Source organism: Zoogloea sp., from assembly GCF_023150065.1.
GTDB lineage: Bacteria > Pseudomonadota > Gammaproteobacteria > Burkholderiales > Rhodocyclaceae > Zoogloea.
Genome location: NZ_JAKLLN010000021.1, coordinates 18203 through 40683, shown reverse-complemented (window position 1 = coordinate 40683; position 22481 = coordinate 18203). Strand labels below are relative to the sequence as shown.

The window sequence follows — 22481 nt, the reverse complement described above, 5'->3', positions numbered from 1 at the left end:
CTCCTGTCAGGGGCCGCCGGCCCGGGCCGCAGAGGCGCCGCCGGTGTGGGGCACGTTGGCGTGCAGTTTGGTGGGGACCAGCATCATCTGGTTGCCGCCCTGGTGATGATGCCACGTGAAACCTGCGGCGCGGCGGAAGCGCTCCGTGCCGGCAGCCACCGGCTGTCCGTTGTGCATGAAGTCGGCCTTGACGTAACCCTCCGGCGGCTTGCGGGTGCCGTTGGCGATGCCCTCCGCGAACTTCATGTCGGCCTCGGCAAAATCGCCGGCATGGCCGGTCTGGCCGATGTTGACCTGGCCGATGGAGTAGTCGCGGAAGTCCGGGTAGCCATTGCTGAAGCGCACGCCCTTGTTGCCGACAATGGCCTTCACCTTCGGGTTGGTGGATTTCCAGATGGAGTTGCCGGGGGCGCCGCTCCAGCTGCCCCGGCTGCGGGGCAGGCGCGGGCTGGCGAAGATGGACGGGATCTCGGCGGCGTCGAACCAGCCCGGCAGGCGCGAGGCCGGGTTGGCGATGGACTGATCCACCTCGGCCAGCTTGACGGAGAGGTTCTCCATCTGGGCGAAGGCGTCGTCCATGGTCTCGGTGTCGCCAACCTGCTGGGCCCGGGCCAGGATGCGTTCCTGGGCGTCCAGTTCCACCTCCAGCACGCCGCGCACGGCGCGGAGCTTTTCAGGCAGGCTCTTGGCGGCCCACATGCCCTTGGTCAGGTTCGAGACGGCTTCGATCTTGTTGGCCAGCTCCGGGTTGTCAGCGGCCTGGGCGATGTGGGTGGCCTCTTCGTGCAGCGCAAAGATGTTGCCGCTGCGGCGGAACAGGATGCGAGTGGGTACCAGTTGGCCGGCGGCATTGCGGGTGAACTCGGTGGCTGCGTGGGAGGGCGATTTCGGCCCGTAAAGGCGGGCCCAGTCCTCCTCGCTGAGCACCTCGATGGCGAGGTTGCGATAGCGGTGGGCCAGGGGTTCCGGCAGCTTGGCCAGCACCATGCTGCGCAGGGCGCCCTTGTCGGGGTTGGGGATGCCGCGCCAGTTCTTGCGCAGGGCGCCTGCGATCACGTCTTCGGTGACGCCCGCCTGGCGGGCGATGCGCCCCACCAGGTTGGCCTCGCGTTCGGTAGCGGCCAGCAGCTTGGCACCAGTGCGGGCCAGGCCGACCACCGACAGGAAGCTCAGGGCCGAGCCCACCAGCGCCCAGTTGCGCGCGCTCCTGGCCTGGCCTGGGGTGGCCAGCTGGAAGCCGCCTTCCACGTCCAGCTCGGACATGGCGTCCACCATCTGGGCGTGCTTGATCTGCTGGCCGGCCTGGGCCAGGCCCAGGGCGGTACCGGCCCCGTGCAGCATCAGGCCCGGCCAGGTCATGCCGCCGGTAAAGAACCCGGCCACCAGCAGGGCCAGATCGAGCCCGAGAAGCCCGATGGTGGCAGCCACCGAGGCAATGGTGTTGAAGACCAGCTCGGCCTTGATGCGCAGGCGGTCCATCTCCGGGAAATGGGCCAGCACCGCTTCGTGGAGCACGTCCAGCCCGAGCACGAAATCCGGGTCGTTGAACAGGGCGAGGCGCACCTTGTCGATGTTGGCCTTGCGCGCCTCTGCTTCCTTGACGGCGGCCAGGGCCGCGTCGCCGCTCTGCTTGTCGGCGAGCTTGTCCTCGATCTGGTCGTCCTCGACCGGGTCCTTGTCGTCCGGATCGCGACTGTTCTTCACGAACAGTCCGGCGGCCGGGCTGCGCTGCAGGATGCCACCCATCTCCGAGAGCAGCGCGTCGCGGCGGTCCACCTGCTCGACGCTGGCCTCTCCGTCACCGATCTCCACCGCCAGCCGCTCCGCCTGCAGGGTCAGCTCGCGCAGGCGGGCCGTGTCTTTCTGCAGCGCGGCGCCGGCAGCGGGGTCGATGCCGAAGTCGGGCTTCATCTGTTTCTCGATGCCCTGCAGATTGGCTTCCGCCTGCTTGAGATTCACCAGCGCCAGGTTGCGCACCATGCTGCGGAACATCACCGACGGGCTCACCCCAAGGGCGTCGGCCTTGCCCGACGAGAGCATCTCGGTGTCGGCGTCGAGATAGGACTCGGGGTTGTTGAGCTGATCGCCGCCCTTGAAGCGCCCGCCGTCTTCACCCTTGAGGGGCAGGCCGCTGGTGGTGGTGAGGGCCACCACCGCCCCGCCCAGCGGGCCGGCCGGCACTACGCGGGAGTAGGCATCGAGCTGCTTGCCCCAGAACACGTTCGAGATGTCGAAGTCTTCCGACAGGCTGTAGGCGTAGTAGCGCTCCTTCACCTTCACCACCGCCGACATGCGGCCGGCGTAGCGGGCCACGGCCAGCATTTCGGCGGCCTTGTCGCTGCCTTCCGGCGGGTCGAGCACGCTCTCCAGGGCAATCTCGTCGTCGAAGAAGACGTCGTCCCGTTTCGCCACCACGCTGCCCAGCACGTCGGCGCCGTCCTCGATCCAGCCCTCCTTGCGTTCCTTCTCCTCGTCGGCTTCCAGCTTGGCGGCGTCCGCGTTCTCGGCCACCCGCTCGATCAGGGTGTCCACATCCTCGGCCAGCAGCGCCTGAAAAAGCCCGAGGTCGAAGTTGTCATACTTGGAGTACTGCTGGCCCAGCCAGTCGTAGTCCAGGTCGAACCAGCCGCGGACGTTGTCGCCGACGAGATAGTTGGTACCCGCGTAGGCATCGATGACCGTGTGGGCGGCTTCGTCCTCGGCGTCGTAGCGGTCGCGTAGCTCGGTCAGCCGGGTCATCAGCATTTCGGATTTCTGCACCAGCGGCAGCACCTGGCCGTCGGCGGCGAGGAGGCGTTCGTAGCCCGCTTCGCCGTACACGCCCACGGCGCGCTTCTTCATCTCCGCGTAAGACAAGGGGTAGCGGGCCTGCCAGGCGGTCAGCCCGCCTACGCTGGCGGCGTCGTTGATGAAGTTGTGCTCGGGAAGCAGCTCCATCTTCTTGAGCTGGCGCTCGTCGTCGCTGGCGTCCTTGGCCGGGTCGGGCGGGGTGGTCGGCGTGCGGCGCAGGGTGCCGCCGGGCCCGTCCTGCACCACGTGGGCTACCTCGTGGGCGAGCAGGCGCTGGCCGTCGCGGGTGTCGGGGCGGAACTCGCCGGCCGCAAAGACGATGTCGTGGCCCAGGGCAAAGGCCCGGGCGCCCACGCTGTCGGCGGCACGGGCGGCGGCGCTGCCGGTGTGCAGCCGCAGGGTGCCCAGATCGGTGCCGAGGCGATGTTCAAAGTGGCGCCGGGTGGCGTCGGGCAGGGGCGCCGCCGGCCCCGTAACGGCCTCGCCGACTGCAGCCGGCGTGCGGCTGCCGGCGGGGGCATCGGCCAGCGCCTTGCGGCGCAGGGTGGCTGCTCCGCCGGCGCAGGCCGGGCAGGGCGCGTCGCCCGCCGCGCAGGCACTGCAGGCAAGGGGCTGGGCGGTGGGCGCGATCAGCGTCTCGGCCAGCCGGTCAGCACTGGCCTCCGCCGGGTCGTGGGTGGCGCCAAGCTTTACCGGCTTGTCGGCGGCAATGTGATCGGCCTTGACGGGCATGGTGCGGGGTGGAACGTGGCCGGGAGGGAAAGGCTGCGGGTGTCCATGGCCTCACTTTCCTTTCGTGTCACCGCCCAGGGCCGCCCGCACCGGCGCCGGCACAAAGGGCGCCTTGAGCAGATCCACGGTGACGAACACCCCGGCGCCCGTGGGTGTCGGGGTGCTGCCCGCAGGGTCGGGCACCGACTTCATGATGGTGGCGCTCCGGCCGTCCGGGCCGGTGACCATGGGTTTCCACTCGGGCACCGCGCCGCTGCCCAGCTTCAGCGACACACCGGGCATCACGCCCCAAACCGCGCTGGCGGTGCTCAGGCTCACCGCGCCGGACGGGTCGACGCTCCAGCCCAGGTCAAGGCTCAGGGTCATGGGTGGCATCCATGAGACCTTCTGGTGGGCCAGGCCGAGCAGGTCATCGCCGGAGAAGCTGGCCTTGAACAGGGTGGGGCTGCCCGGGGTGGCGGGCAGCACGTAGCTGAAGCCGGTGAGCGTCGAATAGGGAATCAGCCCCAGGGGCGCCACCAGGTTTACGTCCGACAGCAGCTTGCGCCCCGCGGGGTCGGCCAGCCCGGCGCCCAGGGCGAGGCCGTAGGTGCCGGCCCCGAAGCCGGCCACGCCCACCTTCTCGGCGGTGCCCAGGGGGTTCCACTGGCGCAGGGCGTAGTTCTTGGCCGGGTCGAGGAGGGCGCTCTTCACCCCTTCGTTCTCCTTGGCCTGTTCCACGACGGTCTTCACGCCCTCGGTCAGGGCTTCGGTGGCCTTGTCGGCGTCCTCGGGCTTGGCGGCCTCGTCCAGCTGCACGGCGGGCTGCCGGTTGCTGCCCTGTTCGAGCACATGGGCCAGCTCGTGGCCCAGCAGGCGCCGGCCCTCCACCGTGCCGGGTTGCCAGCGCCCCGGCGCAAAGCCGATGTCGCGGCCGGCGGCAAAGGCGTTGGCGCGCAGTTGGGTGGCGGCTTCGGTGTCCGGATGGACGCGCACCCCGGCCAGGTCGGCGCCGAGGCGGCTCTCGAAATAGCGGCGCTCGGTGGCAGGCAGGGGTTGGCCGGCGCCCAGGCCGAGGGCGGATGGGGCGGCATCTCGGGCCAAGCGGCTGTTGCGGGCCGGGCGCTCACCGCGGGCGATGCGCTCCGCGCGTTGTTCGGCGGGGCGGTCGCGGGTGATGGGGGGCATGGCCGTGCGCATGAAATAGCGGTTCATGGTATTTGCATCACGCTGGAGAGTGTCGGCGGCGTGCCGTCGAGGGGGCCGGTCATGAAGCGCACGCCGGACCAGAGTCTCCGGGCATCACCCTGGGGATAGGCGCTCAGGGCCCGGGAGAGCTGGTCGAGGGCTTCCGGTATTGGCTGCCGGCAGAAGCGGAGATCCACCACGAGGTATTGCAGGGAGCCAGAGGGCAGGTGCTCCAGCCGTCCGCCATGCTGGGCCAGGATGTGCTGGCTGATGTGGCGCTGGGTGAAGTAGGTGGACACCGTGTCGAAGGGGCCCGGGGTCTTGATCTCCATGGATACGTTGGCGCCGGCGGCCAAGTCGCGGCCGTAGATATCCGGAAAGGTCGAGTTGCCCAGCTGACGCGAAAAGTAAGCGCCCCGGCGCCCCCGGTCGATGGACTGGCCCTGCCTGAAGCCGGGTTCGCTGATCGCATTGCCGCTGGTCGAGTGTTGCTGCCGCTGGAAGCTGCCGGAGTTGTCGAGCAGTCGTTCCAGATCCCCTTGGGACTTGCTTTCGTAAGGGTTCCTATCACCAAAGCCCGCGATGACGCCTTCCGGAACGCCAAAGCCGCCCAGGCGCGCCTGCAGCGCTTCGGCATCGCTGCGCAGGGTGGCGATCTCGCCGTCGAGGCGGCGGGCGGTGTCGGTGCCGGGGGTCAGCCCCGACAGGGCCTGCTCCCGCGCCTCGATCATGTGGGCGTGCTTCTGCAGTTCGAGGATGACTTCTTCTTCGTTGGAGAGGGTGCCGCCCCGCGCCCAGGCCCGCACCCGCTCGAGCATGCCGCGCAGGTTGGCGGTGTCTTCGCCCCAGCGGCGCAGGGCGTCGGCCGTGGCCTGGTGGATGGTGACGTCGCCCAGCCGGGTGCCGCGGCCCACCCACAGTTCCAGCTTCTTCACGCCGTCCAGGCCCACGGCGTAGCGCACCTGGGCGGCGCCCGGGGCCAGGTCGGTGGTGACCATCACGTTGCCCAGGCGCAGGCGCTCGGCCAGGGCCGGGTCGTCGATGGAGATGCCCATCTCGGCGGCGGCCTTCTCTACCAGCTTGCGTCGTGCCCGGAAGGCGTCGAGCAGTTCTCCGGCCTTGCCTTCCGGCACCACGTCCATCTGCCGGAGCAGGGCGATGGCGGTCTCGTCGTCGCCGGCCAGGGCCAGCCGGCGGGCGTGGAAGAGGGCCTCCAGCTGGGGTTCGGACAGGCCGGCCAGCTGATCGGCTTTGCCGATGGCAATGTGGTCGAAGGCGCTCATGACTTCGCTCACCGCCTGTTGGCCGTGCTTGCCCGCCATGCGCCGCCACGCCGCGCCAAGGCCCGCCGACGCCAGGCCGCCAACCAGGCCGGCACCGGCTCCCATGCCCGCACCCCTCGCCAGTGCGGCGAGCAGGGCGGCCAGCGCCGAGGCCACGCCGCGGTCCCAGGTGGCCTCGTCGATGGCGGTCTGGAAGAGTTCGCCGGCCGCGCCACCAATCGCCCCGTCGATGACGGCTTCGGCCACCGCCGCGCCGGTGCCCCCGGTTGCCGTCCGCACGGCGGTGCCACCCGCCATGCGCGCAGCCTGTCCGGCAGCTCGGCCGGCGGTGGCGCCGTGGACCGCCTTTGCCGCCAGGGCCGAGCCCACCACCGAGACCGCTCCTTCCACCGCCCCGGTGGCCACATCGGTGAGCATTTCGCCGGAGGTGGAGTTGCCGCGGATGGCGGCGCCGGTAAGCCCCGCGCTGGCGCCGCCGATGAAGGCCGCGAGGGCGCCGACGGCTACCGGCCCGAGGCTGCCCCCGCTGGCGGCGGAGACCACCACGGTGGCCGCCACCGCCGCCACAAGCTGTGCCGCGGTGGCGGCGAAGGCCCGGTTGGCGGGTGCAAAGGCATCCAGCGCCGCCATCGTCCGGTAGTAAAAATCCGCCAGCTGGGCCAGCTCGGGGCGGCCGATGCCGCGCAGGCGCACCTGGTCGTAATAAACGCGGAAGCGCGCGGCATTCTCGTCCACCGTCGGCCCGGCCCAGCTCAGGCTGTCGGTAGTGGCCCGGGAACCCCGGGTGCGCACGGCAGCGAGGCGCTCTTCCAGCCGGTAGTGCATGAAGTCGGCTTCCACGGCGGGGTCCTGGCCGGCGTGGGCGCTGCGCAGGTCCGGCTCGCCGAAGGCCACGTTCTCGAAGGCCTCACGCAGGGCGGCGTCCTTGTCGCCGATCTGCGCCGCGGCCTGGCGGGCTGCATCGTACATGGCGGCAAGATCACGATCTTCGTCGGACACAGGCAGGCTCGGGTTCTCTGTCAGCCGGCGCCGGATCACCATGCCGCGGCGCAGCTCGGCCTGGGCTGCCGGCGTGTTGATGACGAGTTCGATGAAGGCCCGGGGGTTGTCGATCTGCGCTGTGGCTATGCTGCCGCGAACCTTGATGGCGTCTTCCCGGAGCAGCGTTGCGCCGTCACCGGCGAGCCCCCGCCGCAGGCGCCGGGCCAGGATGCGTTCCCGCGTGATGCCGGCTTCCAGGCGCTGGAGCAGGGCATACAGTGGCGGGGCGGTCTTCTTCTCCGCGTCGGGCTGAAACCGCATCAGCTCCACCAGGGCCTGGAGGCGGGCCGGGCTCTTGCGGGACAGGGTGATCCACACCGGCACCGGGTCATCCGGGTTCCACGCCCGTTCGATGTCGTAGGCGTCCAGCATGGCCTGCTGTTGGCGCAGAAAATCCGTATTGGCGAGTTGCGGGTTGCCTTCGTAAAGCGCGGCCAGCAGCAGGTTCATCCGCGCCGTGTCCGGGTTGATGCCCATCACCTGGGTCAGCTTGGGCTGGTACCACGGTGACTCGGTGATGGCGAGGCGCCGTGCAGCCGGCACCTTGCGGATGAAGGCGAGGAGTTCGTCGAAGTTGCCCACCTTGTTGATGGTGAACTGGGCCGCCTGCTCTTCGGGTGTGCCCAGGGCCTTAAGGGTTGCGCTACCGGTTTCATGGGAGGCGAAGTACAGGGACTGCACCAGCGTCCCTTCGTGGAAGCGCCGTTCCAGGCTTTCCAGTTCGGCGGTGATGCGGTTGCGTTCTTCGCTGGAGGTCGGCGGCAGGGCGGCGAGCCGGGCCCGTGCATTGGCGATCATGGCACCGGCCCGCCCGGCCGCGTGCTCAAGCATCGCCGGAGAGATCTCGCCGCTTCCGTCGCCGGCGCCGCGCAAGGCCTGCGCCAGGGCCGCGGCATCGTCGGGCTCGCCGGCAATCGCCCGCACCCTGTCCATCGCGGCACCCAGCCGCGGCCAGCTGCCACCGTCCAGGCGTGGGCGCAGGGCGGCCCGCTGGGCTGCGTTCAGATCGGCGATGGCCAGGAAGGCATCGCGGGCACGCCCGGCGGCTTCGGCCGAGACGATGCGGGCAAGGGCATAGGCCACCCGTTGCTTCGACACGGCGTCTTCCCGGGCGGGGGTGCCCGGTGGCGGCGGGGGCTGGTTGGCGCGGGCGCGCTCTGCCTTTCCCAGCAGGATCTGCGTGGCCCGGTACTGGCCGTCGGCATCGAGGGCGTGGCTCAAGGCATCCTGCACCTCGGCCCAGCTTGCCCGGGCGGTGGGCGCTGGCGCCGCGATAGCTGGCGCAACACCGGAGGCAGCGGCAGGGGCAGGGGCAGCGATGCCCTGGGCGTCCTCGATCATGCGCAATGCGTCGTCGTCCGGCCAGCGCTCCAGGGTCTCGAAGACCCCGGCCTGATCGTCGATCAGGATGCCGGTGCGGGTCTGGATGTTCTCGGCCAGGGTGAGCTGGGCGCCCAGGTAGGCGCGGGCTTCGCCCCAGGTCGTGTCGGTGAGGCGGCGCTTGAGATCGCGAAAGAAGTTGGCGCCGTACGCAGCGCGCAGGCGGGCCATGTCGGCGGGGGCGGCGTTCTCCCGCAGGATGGAGAGCACGCGGGTGCTGGAAAAGCCCTGGTCGCCCGGCGGATTCAAGGCGGCGCGCAGGGCGTCCGCTCCCTGTGGGGAGGCCGGCGTGTCATAGAGCCAGGCGTCGGCGGCACGGCCCCTGAGTCGCACCGGGGTGCCGCCGGAAACGCTGCGCGCCGCCAGACGGGCTTCCGCCTCCAGGCTGTCGCGACTGTCACCGGCCCCTCCGGCGCCACGCCGGGCCTGCACCGTGTGGGCCAGTTCATGGGCCAGGAGATCGACGGGTGGGGCTTGATCGGCAAACTCGACACGGCTGCCCCGGGCCGCCGCATGGGCATTGCGCTGCCCGCCCGGGGCGGCAACGCCGAAGGCCAGGTCGAGCGTGCCGAGAGGCTCCCCGAACAGTCGTTCGAGCATATTGCGCTGGGGGAGCGCCGGGCCGGACCCGGGAGGTGATCCGAGCCGGCGCTGCAGGTAATCGGCCTGATTCCCACCCCGGGGTGCTGATGGAGTGGCCGGGGGTGGGGCCGTGCCGACACCCCCAGCCCGCTGGTCGATGTGGGTGGAGAGCCCGGTGGCCTCCGCTGCGGGGGCTGACTCGACCGAGTGGCTTGCTTCCGGCGCTGGTGCCTTGCTGGCGCATCGCGTTGGCCTGGGATCAGCGAGGGGCGGGCTGCGGCTCATGGCGTGGGCACTCGGGCCTCGGGTGTGGCAGCCCCGGCTACGGCCCCGGCGGGGCGGGCGGGTTGAGCACGGCGTCCACGGCGGCGCTGGCGACCACATCGCGGGTGGCGAGCTTGGCCGTCATCTCGGCCCGTTTGCGGGCCAGGGCCAGCTGGCCCTGGATGACGGCGAGCTGGGCGGAGAGGAGGTCGGCGGCGGCAGAGAGCTGGGCGTCGCGGGCGGTGTTCCAGTCGGTCTGCAGCTTGGTGGCCACGGCGGCGGCGGTGGCCGCGGTGAGGCGGCTGCGGGCGGCCTGGTAGTCCACGTAGGCGAGCACGGCGGCGGGCTTGTTGCCGGCACTGGCCAGGGTGGTGGCGGCTTCGCGCTGCACCAGCGCCCGGTGCAGGTCGTTGGCGATGATGGCCGGCGCGGTCTCGGCGGCGGTGAGGGCGGCTTCGGCCAGGGCTTCGGCGTCTTCGTAGTCCTGCAGCTTGGTTTCGAGGGTCAGCAGGGCGGCGGCGAGGTCGTTGAGGGCGGTGTCGTCGAGGGCGGCGATGGCGGTGTCCACGGTGCTGACGGCGGTCTTGTAGTCCGCGCCGTCGAGCTTGGTGGCCGGGGTGACGCCGGCGGCGGTGGCTACGGCGCCGCGCAGGGCGGTGGCGGTGGCGTCGGCCAGGGGCGGGGTGCCGCCGTCGCTGCGGGCCAGCTCGGCTTCGGCGAGAGCGGCGCTGCGGGCGGCCAGGGCGGCGGCCAGGGTGTCGTTGCGGGCCAGCACCTGGGTGCGCAGGCCTTCGGCGTGGTTGGTGGCGGCCTCAATGGCGGCCACGGCGTCCCAGGCGGCGTCGGCAGACTGGGTTTGCGAGGCGCCGCTGGCGGCGGCGCTGGCGGCTTCGGCCTGCCAGGTGGTGAGCTTGGTCCTGGCCTGGCTCAGGATGGTGGCGATGTCGGTCATGGAGAGGCTCCCTGCCGGCGCGGGAACGGCCGGCCCTGTTTGCTGAACTCTTCGGCCACGGCGGCATCGATCAGGCCGTCCGTGACCACCGTACCGCCGTCGGCGGCCTTGAAGGCTGCCGACAGGGCAGCATTGCGGATCTCGCCGCCGGTGAGCTCGAAGCGCTCGGCCAGCTGCTCGATCGAAATCTGCGGGGCCAGGTGGCTGGCGGGGAGCTGCCCGCGCCAGATGGCATTGCGCTCGGCCACCCCCGGGCGGGGGAAGTGCACCACCTGGTCGAAGCGCCGCATGAAGGCGTCGTCGACGCCCTGCATCAGGTTGGTGGCGAGCAGGGCGCAGCCCTCGAAGGATTCGAGGCGCTGCAGCAGGTAATTCACCTCGATGTTGGCGTAGCGGTCGTGGGCGTCCTGCACGTTGGTGCGCTTGCCGAAGAGGGCGTCGGCCTCGTCGAAGAAGAGCAGGGCGGCGTAACCCTCGGCGGCGGCGAAGAGGTCGGAGAGGTTCTTCTCGGTCTCGCCGATGTACTTGGACACCACCAGGGAGAGGTCCACCGACAGCATGGGCAGGTGCAGGCGGGTGGCCACGGCTTCGGCGGCGAGGGTCTTGCCGGTGCCGGATTCGCCGTACAGCAGGCCGATCACCGAGCGGCCGCGCCGGCCGGTGCTCATGCCCCAGCGCAGCTGCACGCTGACGCGCCGGCGCACCCTGCGGATCAGGTCCTCGAGGCGGTCGCGGGTCTGGGGCGGCAAGACCAGCCGTGCCCACTCCACCGCCGGTGTCGACCGGGTGGCCAGGCGCAGGGCGCGGGGCGGGGTCAGGCGTGACAGCTCGTCGAGGACTTCGGGCAGGCCGGCGTCGGCGGGCAGGGCCGCGGCGACCAGGGCCGGGGTGTCGTCGTCTATCCAGTTGCGGCCGGCCAGCTCGTCGGCGTCGGCCTGGCTGCAGCCCAGGGTCTGCTGCCAGGCGTCGGCCAGTTCGAGGGGGTCGCTGCTGCCCACTTCGAGGCGGCGCAGGTGAGCCCCGGGGCCGTGCAGGGAAAAGCTGGGCGGGGCGATGACCATGGCCGGCGGTACTGCACCCGAGGCGCCGAGCTGCCCGGCGCCGGTGCGCAGGGCCACCCGGGCGCCGGTGGCGAGATGCAGCAGGTGGGCCTCGGCCCAGGGCGCGGGCGTGCTGTCGTCAGGGGCGTCGAGCACCAGGGCGGGCGCCGGCGCGGCGGCCACGGCCAGCACCTCCTCGGCGCGTTCCGCCTGGCCCGAGAGGTGCAGGCACACGCCCGGTATGTCGGCGATCAGGCCGGCGGCGCGGCGGATGCTGGCCGCCGGGCGGGCCGGGGGCACGAGCTGACGTACCTGCCAGCCGGTGCCCACCTCGGCCGGGGCCAGGCCGTCGAGGCCGGCGAGCAGGGTTTCGGTGGGGTCGAGGCGGCGTTCCAGCAGGGGCCGCCGGGCTTCGTCCGGGCGGATCAGGCCGGTGTGCCACAGGGGCGAGGCGCGCAGGGCGCTGCGCACTGCCAGCGGGTCGGCCACATCCCCGAACAGCAGCTTGAGGGCCAGCCCCACGGGCACCCGCCGCGGCCCGCCGGTGAGGGCGGTGAGGGTGCCGGCGGCGTCTTCGTCGAAGCAGGGCAGCACGGCCAGGGCGAGCAGGTCCAGGTCGAAGCCGGACAGCCGGCAGCCACCGGCGATGCGGGCCAGGGGTTCGGCATCGGGCCGGGCTTCGAGGGCGGAGAACAGGGTGTCGGCGCCGCTGGCGATGGCTTCGGCCAGGAGCTGGGGCGTGCCGGTGGCCAGATGGGGGGCGGCCAGGCGCAGCAGGCCCGGGTCATCGGGTCGGCGCAGCAGCAGGCGACCGGCGGCCAGGGCCAGCCACAGGTCGAGCAGGGCGCTGCCGCGGGGGCCGGTCATGACGGGTCTCCGAAGCGCAGGCGAACGCTGCGCCCGAGCCAGGGCAGCCAGCCCGGGTCCTGGTCCCAGCCGGCGCGGCGCAGGGCCAGGTCGATGCTGGCGAGGGGCCAGCTCAGCTCGGCATCCCAAGGAGTGACGCCGAGCAGGCCGGGGCGCAGCAGCAGGCGCGCCAGGTGGGTGTCGGCCTGGGTCGGGAAGGCCGGGGGCAGCGGCCCGAAGACCTGGCGCAGGGCCCCCGGAGCGGCGGCAATGTCGGCGGGGATGGCGGCGACCAGGGCATCGAGCAGTGCGTGGGCGGCGGCCGGATCGTGCAGGGGGATCAGGGCGATGGGCGTGCGCCAGTCGCATTCCGGGGCAAACACGCTGAGCAGCGGGCGCTCCCGCTCTTCAGCCACGGCCCGTTCGCCGGGCGGCAGGGGGGCGAAGGCCCGGCGCAGGGCGCACAGGGCCAGGTCGCCGAGGGCGGTGCCCAGGTGTTCGGGGGCAGGCAACAGGCCCAGGCGCACCAGCGGGCGCAGCAGGAGCAGGAGCCCGCCTGCGTTCACTGCATGTTGGGCAGTGGCGTTGGGGAGCGCTTCGGCAGGCCCGGTGGTGGATTGACTGGCCGCCGCTGGGGGCGCTGCGGAGGGGGCCACCGGCGCGGGGTCGGGGCGCGCGGTGGTGACACGTTCCAGCAGGCCCGCCAGCATTGCCGCCGGCAGCTTGCTGAGGGAGGGGGCTTCGGCCAGCAGCAGGGCGACGAGCCAGGGGGCGACGGCCTTGCTGCTGGCCGCGTGGGTGACAAGGCGCTGGTGATGCCGGCCGAGGCGTGCGAAGGCCGCCTGGAGGTGGGCTGGAAGCATGTCCGCCGCCGAGGGGGCACTCTGGAGGGTTGTCCGGGGCTCCCGGCTGCCCGGTCCGTCGGGGGCGGCGGCGGTGCCTTGCGGGCCAGCGGCATCCGGGGCGGCAAGCTGCTGGAGCAGCATGCGGGTGAAGCTGGCGGCCTCGCCAGGGGTGAGCAGGGTGCTTGCGCGGGCGTCGGCGCGGGCCATGCCGGCCAGGGTGCTCACCGTGCGGGCCGGGTCGCGGCGCAGCCAGCGCTGCAGGATGGAGAAGGCGTCGAGGGGGGCCAGCGCGTTGGATGCGGCGGAGGTGTCGTCGTCCCCGGCCAGATCCGGGGCCCACCAGGCGTCGGCCATGCCGGCGAGGCGGCGTTCCAGGTGACGCTGCTCGGCGGCCCAGGGGTCGGCAAACCACACGGCGGGGGCATCGTCGTCCACGTCACCGGGCGGTATGGTGGCCAGCAGGCGGACCAGGCCGGCCTCGAAGGCGGCGGCCCAGCCGGCGGCGAGTTCATGGACGGGTACGTCGGCGGCCACCTTGAGCTGCAGGTCGAGGCGCTGCACCGCAACCACGGCGCCGGCGGGCAGGTGGGCGCGGGCCAGGGCGCGGCTGCCTGTGCCCTCCATGGCCCGGGCCAGGTGCCGGTCGGCCAGCTGGCGCACCTGCCCGGCAAGCGCCTGGGCGTGCTCCGCGTCCGCGCTGCGGATGCGGGTGGACAGCTGGCCGATGTCGACGACGTCGTTCATGGCGGTGGCGTCAGGTGCGCTTCACCAGTTTGAGGAAGCCGGCCTGGCCGCCGGTGATGCGCAGCAGGGTGGCGGTCTGGTCGAGGGCCGGGCGGCTGGCGCTGTTGGCGGCGGTTTCGGCCTTCAGCGTCTCGACCACGCTCTCGGCCGGCTTGCCGGCCTGGATGCCGGCCTCCACCTTCACCGCCAGTTCGTCCGGCACGCCCTTGGCGAGGGCCTCGGCGCCGACGATGGCGGCCGCCCGGTCGGCCTGGTAGCGCTTGCGGAACTCGGTGTAGCCCTCGGCGCCGAGCAGCTTCTCGGCGTCTTCGGGAGAGCGGGCCAGCACTTCCTTCACCGTCAGCGGGCTGTCGCTGGCTTCCACATAGTCGGCCACCTTGCGGTTTTCGAGGCTGGACTTGAGGTCGGTGTAGAGGGGCCGGGCCTCGTCGGACTTGAGCACGGCGGGGCCGTCCTGAACCAGGTCGTCGGCGAGGGTGCGCTTGAGCTCGGCGCTGCGGCTCACCGACAGCTGGCTCACCACGTTGAGCGTGTGCTGGGGCTGCACGGCGGCGAGCACCTGGACGAGCTGGTAGTCCGGGTATTCGGTGGCGTAGCTGTCGGCCACCTGGCCCAGGGCGACGCGCTTGCGCTCGGCGGGGTCGGCGATGGTGTTGGCGAGGGACGCTTCGGTGCTCTGCACCTTGTCCAGGAAGGCCTGGTTGCGGGTGGTCACGGCGATGCCGGAGCCGCTCAGATCGGCCGCCCGCACAATGCTGGCCTGCACGTCGGGCTCGGCCATGATGGCTTCCACCATGGCGCGCTTCTCGGCCGGCTGGCGCAGGTACTGGGTGCGCACCTGCTCGGTGGACACGCTGGCCTGGGCGTTGCCGGTGCTGCCGGTGTTAGCGGTGCTGCCCAGGCTCTGGATCTCGCGCATGAAGTTGAGCAGGAACTGGAGGATCTCCAGCAGGTAGAACAGCAGGTCGAGCAGCACCAGGCGCTGTTTGACATACACCACGAAATGCCGCGGCAGCATGTCCAGCCCGAGGCGCGCCACCAGGCCGGCCAGGGCTTCGGCCGTGTCGTTGAGGGTGCCCAGCTGGCCCAGGGGGTTGGCTGCGGTGAGCAGGGGGTTCACGCCCCAGGACTGGGCCTGGTTGAGGGCGTCTTCCTGCAGGCGGCCGACCAGCGGGTGCTGCCGGGTGAGCCCCTGCAGGGGCACCACCAGCTTGACGATCTCGGTGCGCCGATTCACCAGCTCGTCCATGCCCAGCACGTCGAAGAGGTTGGCCAGCACGCCCAGGATGCCGGGCAGGGCGGCCGTGTTGGCGGTCTGCACCGTGCCCGCCTGGTACAGGGACGGCTTGAAGGTGCCGGTGCCGGCAGCGCCGGTGGCAGGGTCGGGGTTGCTGCGGGGCGGGCGCAGGCTGAGCTGGATCGGGTCCTTGTCGAAGACGTTGGCCAGGTCTTCGAGGATGTCGTCGTCGTGCAGGGCGACCACCCCGTAGGTGATCACCCGGGTGCCCTGGAAGTAGTCCTCCGCCTGCCCGAGGGCATTGCGCACCAGGGGCGAGACCAGCCACTGGGCGCCCTGGGTGGCACCCAGCAGCCTGTCGAAAAGGGGGATGCCCATGGGCCGCTCGGCGTTGGCGGGGCCGGGCTTGACGGGCAGGAAGCCGATGGGCGGAATGTGCCGGAAGCCGCGCAGGAAGAGGTTGCCGTTGTCGGCGTTGGAGGCCCGCTTGAGCAGGCTCTCGGAGAGCATGCACTGGAACTGGTGGATGCGCGCCCAGGCGGCGGCCCGGGGCGGGGCGCCGAAGCGGGTGCGGTGCCAGTCCTCGGCCGGGGTGTCGCAGATGGTGCGGCGGGGAATCCACTGGTCCATGAACAGCACGCTGCCGTCCTCGCCCAGGTAAACCATGGCCAGGGCGATGGCGGCGGCGTCGTGGCGGCCGGGGCCGGTGTCGGCGCAGAAGGGGCCGGCGGTGGCAAAGTCCGGGTCCCAGCGTTTCCACAGGGGGTGCTCGAAGACGTCGAAGAAGTAGGCCGACAGGGTGCCGCGCAGATCCCAGGCGGACTGCAGATCCTGGCGGAAGGGCAGCTCCACCGGAAAGCGCACCAGGGACAGCCCGAAGCCGCCCCGCCAGGTGTCGGCGCGGCAGTTGGCCGAGGCCGCGCCGCCGCAGATCTCGCCCATTACCTTGGCGCCACCTTCCTCCGTTTCGCCGGGCTGGATGATCAGCAGGAAGGGGCCGGAGGGCAGGGCCGCGCTGCCGCCGGTGGGGCCGGCCGGGTCATTCACCAGGCACACGCAGGGCATGAAATCCACTCCGCCGCCCACCACCTTCTGGGGTGTCTTGCGATAGGCGCCGATGAGCTGGTCGATGCTGAAGCTGAAGGGCGTGGACACCAGGATGGGGCGGCCGATGTGGTCGAAGGCGAGGCCCCGGCGCAGGGTGATCGTGCGGCTGGAGGGCAGGCCGCCAAAGCGCCCCTCGGTGTCGATGGGGGTGTTGTTGAGGCCGTCGGCGGAGAGGCCCAGGCCCCAGGCGATGCCGGGCATCTGGGCGTGGGCTGCGAGGCGGGCGCGGGTGTCGAAATACACGTCCTGGCGCGACAAGGCCTCGGCGGTGAGGTAGCGGCCGTTGAACCAGTTGGTGCGCAGCAGGTTGTTGCTGCCGCGCACGTCGCCGCTGGGGCCGCCGGCAAAGCCGGGCTCGGCGCCGGCCCCCGCATAGCCCTTCAGAAAATCGGCAATGGACACCTCGTCGGCCGCGCTGAGAGCTTCGTTGCGGGCGACCTTGGCGATCATCGTCAGCAGGCCGGCGTCCATGTTCTTCCACTTGTTCGTGCTCATGTCGGCCTCCGGCTCAGGCGGTGGTGGGGTGGACGGTGAACAGGCAGGCGTCGCGGCCGACGCCCGGGGGCACGACTTCGCCCACGGCGCCGGCCAGGGGCTGGCCGCCCTCGTCAAGGATGGCCTCGGCGCCGGTGCCCAGCAGGCACACCTGGATCGGTGCCCCGACGGGCAGCACCTCGTCGATGACCAGCGCGAGGCCGGCCGCCGAGGGCGTCTGGCTGGCAACGCTTACCGGCTGCCACTGCTTGTTGGCCTCGTCGAAGCGCAGTACCCGGACCGAGCCGGTGGCCAGGCTGGCGACCATCACGGGGCGGGTGGTGCTGAAGTCGATGAAGCTGCGTGCCGCGTCGGCCCCTTCGCCCGCCCGGCTCTGCAGGCTGCCGGCCTGGAAGCGTGCTGCGGTGCCGGCGGCTTCCAGGTGGATGCCCAGGGCCAGGTCGGCCACCGCCTGCACCGCCGGCAGCAGGGCGCGCACGCTGTTGTCGATGCTGCCGACCAGCTTGACGCGCTCGGCGGGCTCGCCCACCGGTTCCAGGTCGAGCACGGCGAGGAGCAGCGGGGCGTCGTCGGTGCCGCTCCACAGGCGGGCGGGGGGCGGCGTGTCGGGGTCGAGGAGGTGTTCGAGGAGGCGGGCGCGGGCGTCGGCCGGCGGGTTGGCCCGGGTGGTGATGTCGCGGATCGGCAGGCCGGTGAGGTCGGGCGGCGCAGCCTCCAGGCACAGGCGGTAGCCATCCAGCACCCGGGACGGGGCCAGGCCGGCGTCCTGCCCGGAGCAGGGCTGGGTGATGGCCGGTACCGGCTCGCTCAGGCAGGCCCGGTAGCGCAGCACCACGTAGACGCGGCGCTGCGGGTTGTCGGCTGCGGCCTCGGCGCCCGGGGCCGGCGGTGGTGCCGTCAGATCGGCCCAGAAGCGCGTGGCGGCCAGGCCGGTGATGTCCAGGCAGACCTTTTGGGGCACATACACCTCGCGGCCCAGGGGGTCGATGGCGAGGCCGCTGTCGCAGGTGAGGGTCAGGGCGGTTTCGTTTTCCTGGCTGCCCACCTTGAGCCCCCACACCGTGCCGTAGCCGTGCAGGGCGGCGTTGTGCAGGCGGCTGCGGAGCAGGAAGTAGCGCTGCTCGGCGCTGAAGTCTTCGGCCCCGAGGAGCTGGCCGTAGCTGTAGCGCAGGCGGGTGAAGGGATCGCCCGGGGTGGCCGGATCGGGATCGTCGAGGGGAGTGAAGATCTCGGCGGAGGTGGGGGTGCTCATGGCGATGCCTCCCATGGGTTCATGGGTTTGAAATACGGGTAGCGGTCTTCACGACGGCCACGGTGGAGGGTGCTGAAGGTGGACAGCACGGCGCTGCCGAGCACGGCCGGCTCGGCCCGGTCCACCGGCCCCAGATGGGAGATGCCCACCAGGCTGGCGCTGCCGACGCGGAAGCCGGCGTCCAGCCAGCACAAGCGATGCAGGGTGTGGGCCGGCTTGGTGGTTTCGATGGCCAGCTCGAGCACGGCGGCCAGGGTGCTGCAGTGCGTCCGCGGCACGATCACCGTGAAGCGGTGGGCGTGGCGGCGGTAGAAGGCCAGCAGGGCGTCGTCGGGCAGGGGGTCGTCCGGGTCGCGGGCCGGGCAGGGCTTGTCCTGGGCGGCGCGGCGCAGCAGCAGAGCGGCGTGGGCGCCGGCGAGTTCCTGCTCCCAGTCTTCCAGGCCGGCGGCGTCGAGGGTGCTCTCGCTGCCGCCGAGTTCCAGGGCCGGGCCGAGCAGGGCGCTGCCCACGAAGGCGGCGGTGGGGCGGCGCAGGCGGAAGCCCTCGATGATCTGCACCGGGGCTTCGGCCAGGATGGACAGCAGCCGCGCCAGGCCGGGCACGGTGCCGCGGGCCCGGTACAGCTCGGCCATGTGCAGCAACAGCTCGCGGCGCACCCCCTCGCGCACCCGGGTGTCGAAGCTCAGGGCCAGGAAGCTGCCCAGCCAGGGCAGGGCCTCGGCGGGGGCCAGGCGCGGGTCGATGAGCTGGGGCAGCACGTCGATGCGCTGGTCCATCTCGGTCATCCAGCCTTCGAAGAGGGCCAGGGCACGCTCGGTGGCGTCGGCGCCGGCGGGATCGGAGCGCCAGTAAGCGGGCAGGTAGTCGAGCAGGGACGGGCGCGGGAAGGTGGCGCGCAGGGCGAACAGGCTGGGCCCCTGGCGCCGGGTGCCGGCAAGGCGCAGGCGCAGCCACAGGTAGCGGCCGGGGGGCGCGGTGAGCAGGTATTCGAGGGTGCGCATGCCGGCCGGCAGGGCCGCGGCGGGCTGGCGGGCGCTGGCCAGCGGGTCTTCCGAGGGGCGTTCGCCGACGCTGCCGGCAAAGGCCACGTCGGCCCGGGCCGGGCGCGGGTCGGCCACGCCCAGGGGCACCCAGCCTTCGGCGGTGTCGTCCACGATTGGGCAAAGGGGCGGCCACGGGTCGTCGATGGGCGCCGGGCGGGTGTCGCCCACCCGGTCGGCGGGGAGGCGGGCGCGGTGGCGGATCTCGAAGGGCGGCAGGTCGTCGGCGCTGCGGGCTTCGATGTGCACGCTGCAGTCGGCCGGCAGGCACAGGTCGATGAACAGGCGGTGCCACTGGCAACCGAAGATCCCCGAGTCCAGCGCCCAGGTTTCCACCACACCGCTACCGGTCAGGTCGGCCTCGCGGGGGTAGAGGGAGCGGGCGCCGGCGGCGGTGCTGGCCATCACCCGCAGGCTGTCGCAGCCCTGTTGCGGGTCTGCTTCCAGCCACAGGGCGCGGCCGTCGAAGCTGCGCACGGCAAAGCCGCGCTCGGCCTCCACGCCGTCGGGGCGCAGGGTGTATTCGCGGAACAGGGTGGGCTGCGGGTCGCCCGGGCGGTGGGCAAGCTCGCCCACCAGCAGCCGGTCGGCGGCGGTGAGGATGAGCGGCAGCGGGGCCGTGGCCATGGGCAGGGTGTGCAGCACGGCGCCGCCCGGCCCGACGCGGAACAGCTGCCAGCGGTCGGGGCCGCCTTCGACCAGTGCCACGGCCTCGGGCCAGGCCGGGTTGGCGGTGAGGGATACGATGCGCCGGCCGGCGCTGGCCGGGGCCTGGTAGCCGTGCCAGGCGCCGCCCCAGGGCTGCACCAGCAGCCGCGGTTCCGTCCGGTCGGCGACCACCAGGCCGAAGGCGCTGCAGGCAAAGCCGCCCGGGTCGATGCCCGGCGGCAGGGGCTCGACGGCGAGCACCTGCAGATCGGGGGCCAGCAGGATCAGGCGGCGTCCGGCCCGGTCCAGCAGCCAGCAGCGGCCGGCCGGGTCGAGGGCGATCGCGTCGGGCGCGGTGGGGGCCGGGGCGGGGGTGAGGGGGGCAAACTCCAGGCCGGGCGTTGGCGCGGCGGGCGCCGCTGCCGGGGTGGGCAGGGGCAGCCAACCTTCGGGGGTGAGCACGCAGAGGGGCTTGGCGGGGGCCGCAAGCAGCACCTGCGCCGCCGTGCACTGGTCCGGCGCGCAAGGCAGGGTCACGGCGCTGCCGAGGCGGGCCTCCCAGGCGGCGTAGTCGGCGGGGCTGAGTACCGGGGCAGGTGAGGTGCCGTCGCTGGCGGCTGCGGTGGCCAGGACCACGGCGGGCGGGCTGCCCTCGATACGTGTGTCCAGGTGGTCGCAGTGCTCCCACATGGGGCGGCCGGTGAGGTGGGCGAAGCGCGGGCCGCTCATCAGCATTCCTCCTTGCCCACCGGTACCGGCATGCTGGAGGGCGGCGTGGCGTCGGCTGGCTTGTCCAGGGGCGGGAGTTCTTCGGCGCTGGCGTTGGCGCCGATGCTGACCTTCACCTCCAGCAGCACGGGCAGCTGCCAGGGCAGCAGGGTGACGCTCTCTTCCACCGGGCTGCGCACGCCGCTGCGGCTGATCTTCTCGCCCACCACCAGCACTTCATTCACCAGGCGCACGCCCTGCACCCGCAGGGTGGCGGCTTCGATGTCCCGGTCGCGCACGTCGCGGCCGAAGGGCCAGCCCTGGCCGTCGGGGCCGTAGGGCGGCAGCGGGGCGAGGTGCTGGCGCAGGGCCAGTTCGATGTGGCGGCGCAAGGTCTCCTCGCCGGCGCCGGCGTCGGGTTCGACGGCCACCGAGCAGGACAGGCGCACGTACTGGGGCGGGGTGACGTAGAGCTCGGTGGTCACCAGGCGGCGGGGCTCCAGCCAGGCGCACACCCGGCGCAGCATCTCCTTGTCGGGGCCGGGCTGGTCGGGCTGCAGGGGGTCGTAGGCGGGCAGCACGATCAGGGTGACCACGCCGGGCACGCCATCCACCCGCTCGTGGGGCTTGTGGCGGGGCAGCACGTGGGCGCGGCCCACCTGTACGCCGGGCGTTTCCAGGGCCAGGTTGGCGAAGTCGTCGCGGGCCACCGCCCGGTCGTTGTGGCGCAGCACCTCGGGGATGCGGGCGCTGGCTTCGGGCAGGGTCTCGGCGTCGGCGCCGAACTCGGCCGGCAGGGGGTTGGCGGCCTTCAGGGCCAGGGCGGAGGCCGGCGCTGCGCGGAACACCTTGTTGATGCGCTCGGCGCCCACGTTGCCGCGCACGCCGCCGCCGTGCTTGTAGGTGAGGCAGCGGATGGCCTCGCCGGGCAGGGGGATGCGGCCATGGATGCCGTCGCCGAAAGTGACACTGCCGTCGGCGGGGTCGAGGGTGTAGAAGGGGTCGTCGGGGCCGGCCAGGGCCAGGGTGTCCACGACCTGCCAGTTCTCCCAGCCGAGGGGCCCGAAAACCTGCACCTGCTGGCTGCCGGGGATGACCGGGGTGCGCGAGAGTGCATGGCGCTGGCCGGTGCGCCCGTCGCCATAGCCCAGCAGCTCGGCGGCGGTGGTGATGGCCTGCTCGACGCGCACCACGTTGGCGTCGATCCAGCGCAGGCGGATGGGCGGGTGGGTGGCGTCCGTGCGGCTGACGCGGATCCAGCCCAGTACCCGCTCGGCCAGCTTGGCGTTGTCGATGCGCGGGGGCAGCTCGCCGATGCCCAGCAGGTCGGGGTCGGCCAGGGCGAAGCTGGCGGTGGTCCAGTCGCCGAAGGGCTCGGCGCTGCCGGTGGCATCGGGCAGGCGCAGGCGGACGGTGCCCCGGCGGCCCAGGCTGTCGGTGTTGTCGGCAATGACGGCGAGGCGCTGGTAGCGCACCAGGTCCACGTGCCGGGTGGTGCCGGTGAAGCCGCCAGTGGAGATCTCCCAGCGCAGGGGCCAGCGGGCGGGGTCGGTGCCGGCATCCGGGCAGCGGTGGTGGTCGGTGCTGCCGCACAGGGCGTCGTCACTGCGCACGCCCAGGTTGATCACCTGCCCGCCAAGCTGGGCGCGCAGGGCCTTGCGGGCGGCAGCGGCATCGTTGCCGCTGGCCTTGAGGGCGTCGGCCATGGCGGTTTCGGGGGCCGCCAGGCACAGCCAGATGCGGCCGTCCAGGCTGGCGCCGGTGGAGATGGGCGCGGGCAGGCGGCCACCCTTGGGCGGGTCCAGGGGCACGGGGCGGTACTGGGCGAGGGGCGGTGCGCTGGCCACTTCAAGGTGGTCGATGAGCAGGCTGCTGACGTTCTCGATGCCGCCGGCGAGCAGCGGGCCGGTGTAGGGCTGCTTGACCCAGGCGCTGAGCTCCAGGGGCAGCACGGTGATCTCGTCGAGGGCCTGGAAGTGCAGGTCGCCGGCAGTGAATTCCAGGGTCGGGCTGCCGAGGGTGAAATCCACCGGCACCGGGGCGATGCCCCGGCGGGCCTCCAGGCGCACCATGGCCTGGGCGGCCCGCGCCGGGCGTGGCGGGATGGCCAGCAGGCGCAAAAATTCCAGGCGTGCCACCTCGGGCACCCGGTTGAGGCGGTAGAGGACGTTGTCGCCCAGGGCGGCAAACAGCTCGACCAGGGCGATGCCCGGGTCGGAGGCGTTGTGGTCGGTCCATTCGGGGGCGTGGGTCGGGATGCGGCGGATCAGCTCGGCGCGCAGGTCGTCGAAGGCGCGGTCGTCGAGGCGGGGCGGTTGGATGGCCATG

At 72.4% G+C, this 22481-nt stretch carries 10 protein-coding genes; all 10 read right to left on the bottom strand.

Going from position 1 to position 22481, the window contains the following annotated elements; all coding sequences use genetic code 11:
• Nucleotides 1-6: 6 nt before the first annotated feature.
• Nucleotides 7-3522, bottom strand: coding sequence for a DUF4157 domain-containing protein (locus tag L6Q67_RS19130; RefSeq protein ID WP_296573330.1), 3516 nt, complete (start codon nt 3520-3522; stop codon nt 7-9).
• 51 nt (nt 3523-3573) lie between these two features.
• Entirely contained in the window at nt 3574-4716 is a 1143-nt protein-coding gene (locus tag L6Q67_RS19125) for a DUF4157 domain-containing protein (protein ID WP_296573327.1), read from the bottom strand.
• Nucleotides 4713-8993: a hypothetical protein gene (locus L6Q67_RS19120; protein WP_296573322.1), complete on the bottom strand. Its 4281-nt coding sequence runs from the start codon at nt 8991-8993 to the stop codon at nt 4713-4715. The genes L6Q67_RS19125 and L6Q67_RS19120 overlap by 4 nt, the downstream gene beginning before the upstream one ends.
• A 304-nt stretch (nt 8994-9297) precedes the next feature.
• Complete coding sequence (locus L6Q67_RS19115) at nt 9298-10191, bottom strand: hypothetical protein (protein WP_296573319.1); 894 nt, start codon at nt 10189-10191, stop codon at nt 9298-9300.
• A complete protein-coding gene (locus tag L6Q67_RS19110; RefSeq protein ID WP_296573316.1) occupies nt 10188-12098 on the bottom strand; it encodes an ATP-binding protein in 1911 nt (636 codons plus the stop codon). The genes L6Q67_RS19115 and L6Q67_RS19110 overlap by 4 nt, the downstream gene beginning before the upstream one ends.
• Complete coding sequence (locus tag L6Q67_RS19105) at nt 12095-13666, bottom strand: hypothetical protein (RefSeq protein ID WP_296573313.1); 1572 nt, start codon at nt 13664-13666, stop codon at nt 12095-12097. Before L6Q67_RS19105 ends, L6Q67_RS19110 begins: the two co-directional genes overlap by 4 nt.
• A gap of 10 nt (nt 13667-13676) precedes the next feature.
• The gene (locus L6Q67_RS19100; protein WP_296573311.1) at nt 13677-16505 is read right to left on the bottom strand and encodes a hypothetical protein; all 2829 of its coding nucleotides are present in this window, start codon (nt 16503-16505) and stop codon (nt 13677-13679) included.
• 13 nt (nt 16506-16518) lie between these two features.
• A complete protein-coding gene (locus L6Q67_RS19095) occupies nt 16519-17757 on the bottom strand; it encodes a hypothetical protein (RefSeq protein ID WP_296573308.1) in 1239 nt (412 codons plus the stop codon).
• On the bottom strand, nt 17754-20174 hold the full coding sequence (locus L6Q67_RS19090; RefSeq protein WP_296573305.1) for a phage tail protein: 2421 nt from the start codon (nt 20172-20174) through the stop codon (nt 17754-17756). Before L6Q67_RS19090 ends, L6Q67_RS19095 begins: the two co-directional genes overlap by 4 nt.
• Nucleotides 20174-22480: a putative baseplate assembly protein gene (locus L6Q67_RS19085; protein ID WP_296573302.1), complete on the bottom strand. Its 2307-nt coding sequence runs from the start codon at nt 22478-22480 to the stop codon at nt 20174-20176. The genes L6Q67_RS19090 and L6Q67_RS19085 overlap by 1 nt, the downstream gene beginning before the upstream one ends.
• Nucleotide 22481 lies beyond the last annotated feature (1 nt).